The organism is Sulfuracidifex tepidarius, from assembly GCF_008326425.1.
GTDB lineage: Archaea > Thermoproteota > Thermoprotei_A > Sulfolobales > Sulfolobaceae > Sulfuracidifex > Sulfuracidifex tepidarius.
In genome coordinates this window covers 1,633,077-1,645,794 of sequence record NZ_AP018929.1, presented here as the reverse complement: position 1 = coordinate 1,645,794, position 12,718 = coordinate 1,633,077, and the positions used below count along the sequence as shown (strand labels likewise).

Sequence of the window (12,718 nt, the reverse complement as noted above, 5' to 3'; positions counted from 1 at the left end):
GTGTTCAATTAAATTCGTTCTATTTCGATAAATAAACTGAATTCGTGATTGACTCCTGAATGACCCGCAATATCATAGCACATTTCACACTTTACAGATTACGATAAGTAATACTACTTTTTTACTATTACTACTGAGGATTCTTTTCTATCTCATTTCAACTATACTTTTTGTAGGCAAAAATTGACGTGTTGCCAACTTTTATAAACGTGTTTTTTTGACAACCATAATACTAGGCGTGAAAATGAGGGAAAAACAACGCCGCTATAAATTCGGGGATTACATCTTGAGGGAAAGGAAAGGTAGGTATTACGTTTACAAGCTAGAGTATGAGGACGGTAACGCAAAGGAACGTTACATTGGTCCTTTAGCTGACGTGGTTCAAACTTACGAGAAATTGAAATCGGGGGTCTTAGGGGGTACCCCCCTAATACAGGGCTCGAGCCGGGGATTGAACCCGGGACCTCTGGGTCCACAGCCCAGCGCTCTCCCAAGCTGAGCTACTCGAGCCACGCCATTAAAACTAACTTCTTAATAATTTTTAAACTCTTCTACCTTCTTCTACCTCGTCCTTTACTATATCTAAAATTCTTCTGGCTATAATTACTTTATCATCCTTATCAAGCTTGATCTGTCTCTTCTTAGTAATGACCGTAACTTCGTTTTGAGTAGAGTTAAAGCCTATGTCGCTTCTCGATACGTTATTTGTAATGATGATATCAAAGCCGTGTCTATTCATCTTAGCTTTGGCTTTCTCCAATAACTCTACCTCACTGTTCACAGTCTCTGCTGAGAAGCCAACAACGAAAGCTTTACCTACTGCGACAGAAGATATCTTAGGAGTTTTAGTCAACTCTAACTTAGGGATTTCTCCATGGGTATCTATCTTACCTTCAAACTTGGTAGAGAAAGAGAAATCGGCAGGAGCGCCTGCTAGTATCACTATAGAGAATCCCTCTTCTACCCCACGTTTCACCTCTTCCATCATTTCCTGAGTAGTCCTAACTTCTCTCCTGTCCCACATCACAGGCGACAGATGAGTGGACAGTGGTCCATGAACAAGCCTAACAGAAGCACCTCTAAAGTACGCCTCATTAGCGATAGCTACACCCATAGTTCCGCTACTGGGGTTACTAATGAATCGCACAGGATCCATGAACTCTCTAGTTGGACCTGCAGTAACCAAGATCTTATAATTGGATAAGTCTTTTCCTCTCAACAATACGCTGGATATTTCCCAAGTCATTAGAGGAATGTCTGGGTAATGCGCAACATCTTCTCTGAGGTAAGGCTTAAGCACTACAATTCCGTCTTCTCTAAGCTTCTGTATTGCTTCATTCAACTGGTTAGTCTGATACATAGATAAATGCATGGCTGGGACAACAAATACCGTCTTCTTTTCTCCAAGAAAGTTCATTGCAGTCAGTAATACTGAGTTGTCGGAAATACCGTAAGCTAACTTTACTAAAGTATTCATCGTAGCAGGGGCTATTACCATCGAGTCCATCTCTGAGAGCTCCACGTGTTCTATCTCTCCAGTTATTTTTGTCACGACGTTGTTCCCCGTTGCCCAACGAAACATCTCGGGGGAAATTAGCTTCGCTGCTGCCCTAGTCATGACAACGTGTATGTCGGCCCCATTTCTCATCAAATCTCTAGCTAGATCCAAAGACTTATACAGGGAAACACTGGCAGTTACTCCCAAAACGATGCGTTTACCGAATAATTGACCTCTGCTTTGCAATATTTTCTTAGAAGGGTGTACCATTGGATCAGACACATATATATTAGCTTCCAATAAAAACGTAATCTGTGGAGTTTGCAGAATTCAACAAAAGCTCGTCCTTCACAATAAGGAACGCAAGAATGGACGACGTAGAACAAATAATCAGAATTAACAGAGACTCGCTACCAGAAAACTATCCACATTACTTCTTCGTAGAACATTTGAAGGAATACGGGTTAGCGTTCTTTGTGGGGCTTGTAAATTATAATGTGGTTGGTTACGTTATGCCTAGAATAGAATGGGGCTTCAGTAACTTCAAGCAAATACCTTCAATTGTAAAGAAAGGGCACATAGTTTCCATAGCTGTAGAAAGTCCTTACAGAAAGATGGGAATAGGAACTGCTCTCCTCAGAGAATCTATGAAAGCTATGAAAGAAAAATACAAGGCAGAAGAGGTTTACCTTGAGGTGAGAGTAAGCAATGATAATGCCATCGGTATGTATGAAAAGAACGGATATAAGAAAGTCAAACTCTTGAGGGGATATTACGCTGACGGCGAAGACGCTTATTTGATGGCAGCTTCACTCCTTTAAAAACATGATAATTTCAAGAAAATGTGAGATTGCCGAGTTCAAACGCTAAGTTATCAGTTTCAAATATAACATAATGGCCTCGTAGAAGACTTCCTACAGATACAACAGTAGTTCCCATTATCTCACCTATTCCTTGTGCCTCGCTATGACCGTGAAATAGAATTTTGGGTTTATTTTTCAGCAAAGACGCAGTAACTTTGGAGTTACCCTCCTCTTTTCCGATTATGTTTCCGGTGTGAGACCCTAATGGTGGAAAGTGAGACATCACATAATGCGTTGAGAAGTCTATCGAAAGTACAGAAAAGCGGTCCTTGATGAGCATGCCTTTTCTATCCATCTCTTTGAATGTATGCACTGAGTCCATCTCTCCAAGTATTCCGTGGAAGTTTCTGAAGAGTTGAGGACATTCTATATCCCCAAGGCCTATTGTCTCATCGAAGTTCAACCTATTTACCTGCTCTATCGCACCCCTTAGGCAGGGGAAGCCGGATACCATCAATAGCCTTATCTCTGAACCACCTCTCTAAGTGATAGAAAGCTATTGAAGAGGCTATTATATCTGCGGTGGATCCAGGGTTAAACCCGTTCTCCGTCATGTATTTGTCCATGTTCTCAATTTCCTCGCAGGAGGGGCACTCACTCATATGAGATGCCATTTTTGATATTTCGATTGATACATGGGCCCCGTATTTCTTCATGATCAAAGTGTCCGGCTGAGACGATAGTACCTTGAAGAACGCCCGTCTTACGTTCAGTTCAAAGGAATCACATTTTTGTTCTTTTATCGCATTATACCCCAGATAAGTTAGGTAATATCCATGAACAATATTCCTTGCTACTTCGTCGAAGTTAGAAGAGTAAAGCAGAATTTCACGTAAGGTCTTGCCCTCTATAGAGCCGATGTCCATATCTCCCGTTAATCTACCCTTATATGACGGATTCATTGACCTGAGCGAGAGAATGAAAGCTTCCCCTTCCTTTTCGTCAAGAAGAAGAACTAGCGACTTGAGTTTTCCCATCAATTCGTCTATGCTCGATACCTGAATTGCCGCAAAGGAAACCGGCAAAAGAGTTATGGCGGTACCGAATAACGCAAACCCTCTGCCAAAAATGGAACTGAATCTAGCTGGATCCAGAAGAGAGAAAATTGGTTTGCCTCTGCCTGCATACCCCATCACACATGCCTTCTTATATATTGACGAGAGATAGAGTGAACTCTGCTGAACCGAGATATATGTTACCGACCTTATGTCCTTCCTTCGTGACGCATTGCCTGGTTTGTTCACTAACGCCTCCTCTAAAGAGGACGAAGCTAGAATTAGAGAGACCTCCTCACATAACTCTTCTAATATTTCCTCTAAAGTTCCTGTCACCTATTATCACCTTATTCCCGTCATCGCACTCCATCAAGACCCCTTCAACATGGAATCTTCCTCCATTAAATAGGAGAGACGAAAAAATTCCTTCGTAAGAAACTATCTCACTTATCTTCAAGTCTGAGCTTCCATCGCATTTGACTATGGAAGGATAGAACAGAGCTTCAATTTGTTCCTTTTCAACTGAAGCTTCAAAGCTAACTTTACCCTTCTGTACGCAAACGTTATCACACAGCTTTTGGGTTCTCTCATCAACGAAGTTTACTGAGACCTTTTTACCCATCATAATTCCCCTTCTTCTAGGATCGTAAAGCTCTCTGGCCTGTTCTAATGATATTCCGTAATTTCTAGAGGTCTCGATGATCCACTCCTTGTCAGGCGTGAGGCTCATGGAAAAGTAAACCTCTAAGGATCTCTTTCCATATACTATTACGTCTATGTCGGAGTTCCCATGATATAAACCAGTAAGTATAGATCCTCCGATCCCTAGTCCGCTAGATCCCACAGTATCCACTATGGAAAGTATTACATCTGAGAACTCCTCCTTAACTCTTCCCTTAATTACTTTATCTAACCCCTCTTCTGGTTTTAGATGCTTTCCTATCTCTGACGAATAGACTATAGGAAAACTTACATCTAAACATGGTTGATATTCAAATTTTTGAGGTAATTTAACAAGATTATGTACCCCGTAGTTCTTCAGAACTCTACTGTATCCTCTCCACAACCCGCTTTGATTTCTTTCATATTTCAGCATTGCGAAAACGAAACCCATCCTGGCTGTATCATAGTTCGTTATGACTTGGAAGATGCCTTTCCCTTCTTTATCTATCACAACGTCTTTATCCAAGAAACAACTTCGTCCCATCCCTTCAACCTCATGAACGAAACAGGATTACCGTTACTTTTAAGCATATCAATGTAATCTCTATAAGCGTATCCACATATCCCAGACGCTATCATTGCAGATCCAATAGCTGCTTCTTTAAAAGGAAGGTTCATTTTCTCTCCGATAGATATCTTATCCTTAGCAGGACCAGAGACTATTATTTTGCTATCGTATTTATGGGCAAGGGAAGAAGAAATCATCTCTAAGATCTCTATTGATCTTTCCTCGTTTGAACCTGAATAAATAGTTTCTTTATCCACGGAAATTCCTGCCTTATTAAGCAGATAGACAACTTCTCCATCTATGGCTCCAGGCGAAGCTAGACCTGGTATCACGGTCCCTCCAAACCCGTCTATGATTTTACCATCCTTGACTACCATTATGGAAGAAAAGTGTCTACCCATCTCTAAAAGCACGAAGTCTGAAAGCGACAAGTAAGCCCTATAAAAGAATGCTGATGCTACCTTGTCTGCTGTACCCATATCTATCCATATCTTCCTGTAAATCGGAACCGATTCAATTTCTACAACGGAGGGAATAGTGAAGGAATTAATTATCATGAACCTGAACGCATTCAATATCGAATGAAGAGGGCCTTCCTTAGACTTTGAAAGTGTGAGAAGTGCTATATATTCGTCGTTTAACTGGTTACCCCTGACGAGGGGAAGACCATGGCCTGAAGGTAGAGCTATACAGTAAGGCTTGTAATCCAAAAGCCTACGCACTGCAGAAAGAGAGTAATGCGGTATTGACTGCGTAGGAATCTCGAAATATGAAACCTGATTTCCAACTTCATTAATGATAGAGAAAGCATAGCTCTCACTTCCTGGATCAACTCCCGCAAATAACATCAGTGGCTGCCTCGCTATATCACTCAATCATAGTTTTATTTATATCATCATTTAGATGATCGTAATTCGTTTTCATATAAAAGAGTAGCTATATCTTGGCATACCTTTACAAAACTTAAGTAACATGGAGCTGATTATTTCATGTTTAGTGATGCTATTCGGTCATAAAAAAGTTGGGAATAAAATTGAATTCTCTTATTGGGCTCCTAATATAAATAAGATATCTATAATCACGACAGATGGGACTAAAATTGAGTTGGATAGAAAAGACAGAGGTATTTTTGAAGGAGAGGCTGACTTCAGACCAGGAATTAGATATTTAATAGAAACTAATGGGAGCGAGAAGATTCCAGATCCGTTCTCCAGATTTCAACCTGAAGGTGTTCATGGACCTTCTGAAGTCATAGATCTGGAGGAAAGGTTTTCGAAACGGAATATCAGAAAAGACGACATGGTCATTTACGAGGTACACGTAGGGACATTTACAGAAAAGGGAAACTTCGACGGGGTGATAGAGAAATTAGATTACATAAAGGAACTAGGAGTAAACGTAATAGAGATAATGCCAATAGGTCAGTTCCCAGGGAATAGAGGATGGGGATATGATGGGACTTTCCTATTCGCCGTTCAGAACTCTTACGGCGGACCTTACTCCTTCCGGAGGATGGTAGATGAAGTTCACAAAAGAGGCATGTTTATCCTGTTAGACGTTATCTACAACCACGTTGGGCCTGAAGGGAACTACCTGGGTAAATTAGGTCCTTATTTCTCCTCTGTGTACAGATCACCTTGGGGGTTATCTTTCAACCTGGATGGCAAAGGCAGCGATATGGTAAGGGAAATGATATTATCTAATGTAGAGTATTGGATCAAATACTTTGACATTGACGGTTTCAGGCTGGATGCTATACATGCAATTTTCGACATGTCACCAGTTAACATTCTTGAAGAAATAGCTGAGAAGGTACATCAGATGGGTAAAATTGTTATAGCTGAGAGTGATTTAAACGATCCCAAGATAGTGAGGGAAAAGGCTCAATGTGGTTATGGTATAGATTCTCAATGGACTGATGACTTTCATCATGCAATCCATTCTTATGTTACGAAAGAGAGAGATGGATATTATCAGGATTTTGGGAAATTAGATCACGTAATTAAGAGCCTCAATGACGTCTTTGTTTATGATGGAGTTTACTCACCTTTCAGGGATAAAGTATTCGGCGCTAAGGTAGGCGATTTGGACGGATGTCGTTTCATAGTATACATCCAAAATCATGATCAGGTAGGGAATAGAGGTAATGGAGAGAGGATCTCGATTCTTGTTGATAAAGAGAAGAACGTAGCGATGGCTGCCTTATACATTCTCTCGCCTTATATCCCAATGTTATTCATGGGGGAAGAGTACGGAGAAACTAATCCATTTTTATATTTCTCTGACTTTTCAGATTCTTCTATAATACAAGGAGTAAGAGAAGGAAGGAAAAAAGACAATGGACAGACAACTGATCCACAAGCTGAATCAACTTTCATGTCGTCTAAACTAAGCTGGAAGATTGACAATGAGTTACTGAGTGCTTACATAACCTTGATCAGTATAAGGAGGAATTTCATTACTAATAAGTGCGATAGAAAAGTCAAGATAGGTTACGGAGATGGATGGATACAATTTCAAAGGGGAAATATAAGATGTACGTTGAATTTCTTCTCCAAAGAATTAAAGGTGAGAAAAGAAGAGGGAAAACCACTTTTCAAACACGGGAAAATACAGGAAAATGGACAAGAATACACCATGAGGGAGACAAGCACATTAATTGAAATGGTAGCGAGGCCTGGATTTGAACCAGGGACCTCAGGGTTATGAGCCCTGCGGCCTACCAGGCTGGCCTACCTCGCTATTTTACCTCGCCAAGTGTAGAATGTAGTAAACGCTTAAAAGTTTGACGTACGCCGGGAACGGGATTCGAACCCGTGTGGGGTTGCCCCCAATGGCTCTCCAGGCCACCCCCTTAACCGCTCGGGCATCCCGGCACTCCTTTAAAAAATGTAATAGAGGTTAAAACGTTTTTTCAGATCAATTCGATCTCTATATATACATCTTCTGGTACTCTTACTCTCATGAGTTGTCTCATTATTCGTTCATCTGCAGCTATATCCATGATTCTCTTATGCATCCTCATCTCCCATTTCTCCCATTTTTTATGTCCCTCGCCGTGAGGAAGTCTCATTATCGGAACTTGCATTGTAGAAGTTGGTAGGGGAACTGGACCTCTCATGCTAACCCCTGTCTTATCCACTATGTTCTTTATTTGTCCTACAACGTAGTTAAGATCTTTTACATTGGTACTCCAAAGTCTAATCCTGGCTTTAGAAGGCATAATATTGCACCTCAACTAAAAAGAAAACGGGAAATAAAAGATTATACTTCCCTTTATTTGATTTCTATTTTTGCGGGAGTTACATCGTTTATAACTCCTACTCCTACTGTCTTACCCATATCTCTCATTGCAAACCTTCCTAAAGCTGGGAACTCATTGAACTTCTCAGCACATAAAGGCTTTATTGGCTTCATCTTAACTATAGCTACGTCTCCCTGCTTTATGAACTTTGGATTCTTTTCTACTTCCTTACCGGTCTTAGGGTCTAGCTTTGATACTATCTCAGATATTCTACATGCTACGCTAGCCGTGTGCAAGTGGAGGACTGGGGTATAACCTTCGGGAAGAGCTGTTGGATGCCATACAACTATTATTCTTGCTGTGAACTCATCAGCTACTGTTGGAGGTTTATCTGGGTGACCCGCTACATCTCCTCTCTTTATATCTTTCTTATCTACACCTCTAATGTTGAAGCCTATGTTGTCTCCTGGTTCAGCTTTCTCTATTCTTGTATAGTGGGTCTCTATTGATCTCACATCACCTACTTTTCCTGCGGGCATGAAAGCTATCTTGTCGTTTACTTTAAGCACACCAGTTTCTACTCTTCCGACTGGAACTGTTCCTACACCTGACTTGGAGTATACTTCCTGAATTGGAATCCTCAGAGGCTTGTCAACGGGTTTCGGAGGGACTTCTAACATATCTAGACAATCTTCAATTGTAGGTCCATTATACCATGGCATATGCTCTGAGCGTTTAGTTACGTTCTCCCCAGTTGGAGCTACTATTGGAACGAACTTGACCTTGCTCATGTTGAAACCGAATCCCTTCATGAACTTTGTCAAAGTGTCTACAACTTCATTGAATCTCTTCTGGTCGTAAGGAGTATCAGTCAAATCCATCTTGTTTACTGCTACTATCATCTGATCAATTCCCATAGTCTTAGCTAGGATGATATGTTCCCTAGTCTGTCCTTCTGCGCTCATTCCAGACTCGAATTCACCCTTCTTTGCTGAAATCGAGAGAATTGCAGCATCAGCCTGACTTGCGCCAGTGATCATGTTCTTGACGAAGTCCCTATGCCCGGGAGCGTCTATAATAGTGAAGAAGTACTTCTTAGTCTCAAATTTCATGAAAGTTAAGTTTATTGTTACGCCTCTTTCTCTCTCTTCCTTAAGTCTATCTAGAAGAAAGGCGTATTTCTCAGTTTCTTTCCCAAGCTTCTTTGCTGCTTCCTCGGCTTCTTTCACTGTCTTTTCGTCAAGGAAACCCCTGTCCATTAACAGCCTTCCGACTAACGTACTTTTACCGTGATCTACATGCCCTATTACGATCAAATTAAGGTGAGGCTTTTGCGACATTTATCACACACTCTTAAGCCTTCTATACTGCAGGTAATAAAAATTTACCTAGAGCTTAGAGCTATTCTTTCTATTTCCTCCTTCTTCTTTACTGCGAAGCTTTTGTTATCGTTATTGAAAGCTGCTATGATCTCGTCTGCAAGTGCTTCTTCAATAGGCTTAGGATTATTGAAAGAAGAGTCCTTAGCTCCTGTCACTAAGTGTCTCAAAGCCATGTCTACCCTCCTCTGTGGAGCTACGTCTACTGCAACATAATACACTATTCCTCCATACATTATTCTAGTAACCTCTTCACGTGGAGAGCTATTTTCTATAGCTCTAACAAGCACTTGTAAAGGGTTTTCTCCTGTTCTCTCATGGATAATATCAAAGGTCATTTTAACAATATTGTATGCTAGTTGTTTTTTACCCTTATTTCTACCTGGTCTCATTACGTTATTGACTAGCCTCTCTACTATCGATATTCGGGATTTTCCGAACCTCCTATGCTCATGCCTGCCTCCTGAATGAGGTAGATAGGTCGGCATTAATGGAATATATCTCTTTAAGCTAGGATCCCTAATCTCTACTTTAGTATCCCATTTTCCAAAAACCTTTATTGAAACGGGCGTGATTTCCGCTGATTCCATCTACTCTTACCAAACTATAAGTCAATTGGCTGGATATTTAAGTTTATGAAAGACTAAGGTGAATATGGAGAGTATGAATAACAATGAAAACCTATCGAAAGTCATAAACATAGATGCGTTCTTTATACCCATTTATAATTCACCTGCTATAATATGCTACTTAGAAGATAATAGACAGTTCATGTTATCTAATGTCACCCCAGAAATTGTTTTCGCTATAAGAAAATTAAACAATAAGGACGGAGTTTTGGATGATAGAGAAAATATATTTGATATCCTCAATTTCGTTCCAGAACTAAGACAGGATTTAGAGAATCATATAAATAGAGTCATTATAAACGATTTAAATGATAAAATTGGAGTTTATTCAGCAACAATAGAAATAAACTTTGGTAACTCCATCTTGATAGAAAAAAGGATGATCCCGAGCCATGCGATTTACCTCGGCTTACTGACTAAAAAACCAATTTACGTCAAAAAGGAGTTAGTAGATGAACAAGAAAGGGAAAATAGAAACGGGGAAGAGTAGAATTACCTAGAGGGCTTTTGCTTCTTTCCTCTATACAATGCGTCCAACGAAACTCCGTTTACCATAATTACCTTAAACCTGACTCCCGGCAGGTCTCCCATTGACCTCCCTAAAGTCCCGCCTATCCCTGCAATTACCACTTCATCGTGTTCATCAATGAAGTTAACTCCACCGTCTCCAGGAACGAAAGCAGTGACTACTCTACCGTTCTTAACCAACTGAACCCTGACACACTTTCTTACTGCTGAGTTGGGCTGTCTAGACTCTATACCTACCTTTTCCAGGACTACTCCTCTAGCCATCGGTGCCCCTTCAAGTGGATCAAACTTTTCTTTTAAAGCCAGCATTCTTATCTTAAACTTCCTTTGGTTCCATCTGAATCTTAACCTCTTAAGCTTCAACTTCCTTGCTGCATAAATCCCCTTTGGTGACTTATTACCTGCCATTCACTCCACCTTAAACTATTACCACATTGTCAATGTCCATATACCTCTTTAAAATTAGCTTAGCCCTTACAACGTTCTTTCCGCTTTTGCCTATTGCAATACCCTTATCTTGCGGATCTACAGTAACGTAAACTGATTTCTTAGAATCACTGTTCACCAGCCTTATACTTCTAACCCTCGCAGGAGACATGAGAAATTTCACCATATCGTCTAGATTGTCGCTGAAAGCTACTATTTCAACGTCTTTTCCTAGGGATTTCTTTAATTTCTTTACATTAATTCCACTCTTCCCTATAGCCATACCCATATCTTTGCTATCAACAAGAAATATTATTCTATTATTCTCCTGATCTATAATGCAATCCTTAACTGCAGCTTTAGTAATATCCTGAAATAAAGAAATATATCGCATTTCCTCTGGAGTTAGCCTTATTTCAGGCAGCTCATTCACCCCTATTTCCTATCTCGAGTATCCTAGAACTGCCTTCATCCTCTATCCCCATAGCAGATACCATGAAAGGCTTACCGCTTAAAGTCCCAAGATCCCATCCGCTTCCTCCATACTCATAAAAAGGAATGCCAGAAATTTTAGCGAAATAGATTATATCATCTTTTATGTCACTGCGCAATGTAGAAGCTACTACCACCATTTTTAGTTTTCCCGTCTTTAACATCTTGAGACAATTCCTTGATCCAATTACTACCTTTCCCGTCTTTAAGAGGACTTTCAATTCCCCTTCAAATGTTAACTGTTGAGACATAACATATCACCCTAAACTTGGTTTCATCATTAATTCTACCATACCAGTACCCAGTTTAATAGGATGCCCTATTATAATGTTTTCTACTACTCCTCTAAACTCTTCCATGTCCCCTCTTGCCGCTGAGTCAAGTAGATGTTTCACGGTTACTTCAAAAGCTGCTCTTGCTAATACACTAGTTTTCTCACCGCTTACTCCGTGGCGACCTATTTGTCTTACGATCCCAGTTCTTGTCATAATATCAGCTACAAGCATTATATGCCTTATATCTACATCTAAGCCTTGTTCATCTAGCACCCTTTTAATTTCCTTAATAATTATTTCTCTACCAGCCTCTATTCCTAACGTTTCCTCCACTTCATGGACATTATTAGTCTCAACTCTACTCTGATCTACACCTTTAACTGAAAGTACTCCCTCCAAATTAGATCCATCAGTTATAATTACAAATTCGTCTCCTCGTTTTTGTACTATTGCCCTTTTTATTCCTTTAATACCTTTAATTTTAGCACTCAATATCTTCTCTCTCATTTTAAACAAAGCAGTTACGCTATCTACATCATTGAACGTAATTGAAATTGAATTCTCGTCTACATCTTCAATAGTTACATCTCCTAACTTTAATTTGGAAAGGACTTTTTTCACATCATCTAATGTTATACCTTTATCTGATAACATATCTTTATCAAATTCAAAAATTATTGACATAGAAGCTATATCGATGCTCGTAGAACCTACTACGTTCTCCACTCTAGTATACTCGAGTCTCTTTGCTACATCTAAAGCATTGTCTCGATCGGTCTTATACTCGTCAGTTAGATAAATCGTCATCATTGGAGTAGAAGGAGTTTTCTTTGAGTCAACTATTTCTATTAATCTAGGTAGACCGAGAGTAACGTTAAGTTCTCTAACACCGGCGTAATGGAAAGTTCTCAGAGTCATCTGAGTCCCTGGTTCTCCTATAGATTGAGCTGCAACTACTCCGACTGACTCTCCAGAATTCACTAACTCACGCTCATATTCGTCTATAGCAAGATTTAGTATTTTATCTATTTCCTCTTTTGTTAAATCTATATCGCTAGCCTTTACGCCATTCTCTATGTCCTGAAGTATTTTAGGAGGAACTATTTTTTCTAGTTGAGATAGCCTCTCTTTTAGATAATTTTCAATTTCAGGAGTCAT

General features: G+C 40.0%; 15 protein-coding genes, 3 tRNA genes and 2 pseudogenes. 5 read left to right on the top strand and 15 right to left on the bottom strand.

The features are described 5' to 3' along the window. Positions 1–244: 244 nt before the first annotated feature. Positions 245–406: pseudogene (locus IC007_RS08480) on the top strand (putative integrase); the annotation flags it as partial. Between the two features lie 30 nt (positions 407–436). On the opposite strand, the gene IC007_RS08475 reads toward IC007_RS08480, so the two are convergent. Both IC007_RS08475 and coaBC read right to left on the bottom strand, forming a co-directional pair. Continuing rightward, positions 437–510, bottom strand: a tRNA-His gene (locus IC007_RS08475). A 31-nt stretch (positions 511–541) separates the two neighbouring features. Further along, on the bottom strand, positions 542–1,768 hold the full coding sequence (gene coaBC, locus IC007_RS08470) for a bifunctional phosphopantothenoylcysteine decarboxylase/phosphopantothenate--cysteine ligase CoaBC (RefSeq protein ID WP_054844866.1): 1,227 nt from the start codon (positions 1,766–1,768) through the stop codon (positions 542–544). Between the two features lie 44 nt (positions 1,769–1,812). On the opposite strand from coaBC, the gene rimI reads away from it, so the two are divergent. Beyond that, positions 1,813–2,319: a ribosomal protein S18-alanine N-acetyltransferase gene (gene rimI, locus IC007_RS08465; RefSeq protein WP_054844867.1), complete on the top strand. Its 507-nt coding sequence runs from the start codon at positions 1,813–1,815 to the stop codon at positions 2,317–2,319. Positions 2,320–2,332: 13 nt separating this feature from the next. Here the strand turns inward: rimI and IC007_RS08460 are convergent, their stop codons facing one another. From IC007_RS08460 to IC007_RS08445, 4 genes are read right to left on the bottom strand one after another with little or no spacing between them, the layout of a single operon-like run. Further along, positions 2,333–2,764, bottom strand: coding sequence for a metallophosphoesterase family protein (locus tag IC007_RS08460; protein WP_084739548.1), 432 nt, complete (start codon positions 2,762–2,764; stop codon positions 2,333–2,335). Position 2,765: 1 nt separating this feature from the next. Then, entirely contained in the window at positions 2,766–3,692 is a 927-nt protein-coding gene (locus IC007_RS08455; protein WP_054844868.1) for a triphosphoribosyl-dephospho-CoA synthase, read from the bottom strand. Beyond that, positions 3,652–4,545: a nucleotidyltransferase domain-containing protein gene (locus IC007_RS08450; RefSeq protein ID WP_054844869.1), complete on the bottom strand. Its 894-nt coding sequence runs from the start codon at positions 4,543–4,545 to the stop codon at positions 3,652–3,654. The genes IC007_RS08455 and IC007_RS08450 overlap by 41 nt, the downstream gene beginning before the upstream one ends. Further along, positions 4,527–5,462, bottom strand: coding sequence for a DUF1464 family protein (locus IC007_RS08445; protein ID WP_232048881.1), 936 nt, complete (start codon positions 5,460–5,462; stop codon positions 4,527–4,529). The genes IC007_RS08450 and IC007_RS08445 overlap by 19 nt, the downstream gene beginning before the upstream one ends. A 97-nt stretch (positions 5,463–5,559) precedes the next feature. Here IC007_RS08445 and treZ point away from each other — a divergent pair. Together treZ and IC007_RS13845 are read left to right on the top strand one after the other, a co-directional pair. Next, positions 5,560–7,095: pseudogene (treZ, locus tag IC007_RS08440) on the top strand (malto-oligosyltrehalose trehalohydrolase); the annotation flags it as partial. Next, a complete protein-coding gene (locus IC007_RS13845; RefSeq protein WP_232048880.1) occupies positions 7,092–7,250 on the top strand; it encodes a hypothetical protein in 159 nt (52 codons plus the stop codon). The pseudogene treZ and the gene IC007_RS13845, both read left to right, overlap by 4 nt. A gap of 2 nt (positions 7,251–7,252) precedes the next feature. Here the strand turns inward: IC007_RS13845 and IC007_RS08435 are convergent. The 5 genes from IC007_RS08435 to IC007_RS08415 form a co-directional block, all read right to left on the bottom strand. Next, a tRNA-Met gene (locus IC007_RS08435) sits at positions 7,253–7,329 on the bottom strand. A 51-nt stretch (positions 7,330–7,380) separates the two neighbouring features. Further along, positions 7,381–7,463: transfer RNA gene (locus IC007_RS08430), tRNA-Ser, on the bottom strand. Positions 7,464–7,501: 38 nt separating this feature from the next. Then, entirely contained in the window at positions 7,502–7,810 is a 309-nt protein-coding gene (gene rpsJ, locus IC007_RS08425) for a 30S ribosomal protein S10 (RefSeq protein ID WP_054844871.1), read from the bottom strand. Between the two features lie 53 nt (positions 7,811–7,863). Beyond that, the gene (gene tuf / locus IC007_RS08420; RefSeq protein ID WP_054844872.1) at positions 7,864–9,171 is read right to left on the bottom strand and encodes a translation elongation factor EF-1 subunit alpha; all 1,308 of its coding nucleotides are present in this window, start codon (positions 9,169–9,171) and stop codon (positions 7,864–7,866) included. Between the two features lie 44 nt (positions 9,172–9,215). Next, positions 9,216–9,800 (bottom strand): 30S ribosomal protein S7, encoded by a 585-nt coding sequence (locus IC007_RS08415; RefSeq protein WP_054844873.1) that lies wholly within the window; start codon positions 9,798–9,800, stop codon positions 9,216–9,218. Between the two features lie 73 nt (positions 9,801–9,873). Here IC007_RS08415 and IC007_RS08410 point away from each other — a divergent pair, with 73 nt between their 5' ends. Further along, entirely contained in the window at positions 9,874–10,329 is a 456-nt protein-coding gene (locus IC007_RS08410) for a bifunctional nuclease family protein (protein ID WP_054845184.1), read from the top strand. A 2-nt stretch (positions 10,330–10,331) separates the two neighbouring features. On the opposite strand, the gene IC007_RS08405 is transcribed toward IC007_RS08410, so the two are convergent. Genes IC007_RS08405 through rpoA2 form a run of 4 tightly spaced genes read right to left on the bottom strand, consistent with a single transcriptional unit; the run spans position 10,332 to position 12,718 of the window. After that, positions 10,332–10,775 (bottom strand): 30S ribosomal protein S12, encoded by a 444-nt coding sequence (locus IC007_RS08405; protein ID WP_054844874.1) that lies wholly within the window; start codon positions 10,773–10,775, stop codon positions 10,332–10,334. A 10-nt stretch (positions 10,776–10,785) separates the two neighbouring features. Continuing rightward, positions 10,786–11,217: a NusA-like transcription termination signal-binding factor gene (locus IC007_RS08400; protein ID WP_054845185.1), complete on the bottom strand. Its 432-nt coding sequence runs from the start codon at positions 11,215–11,217 to the stop codon at positions 10,786–10,788. A 1-nt stretch (position 11,218) separates the two neighbouring features. Then, entirely contained in the window at positions 11,219–11,536 is a 318-nt protein-coding gene (locus IC007_RS08395) for a 50S ribosomal protein L30e (RefSeq protein WP_054844875.1), read from the bottom strand. Between the two features lie 6 nt (positions 11,537–11,542). Beyond that, positions 11,543–12,718 carry a DNA-directed RNA polymerase subunit A'' gene (rpoA2, locus tag IC007_RS08390; protein WP_054845186.1) on the bottom strand — a complete coding sequence of 392 codons (1,176 nt, stop codon included), beginning with the start codon at positions 12,716–12,718 and terminating at the stop codon, positions 11,543–11,545.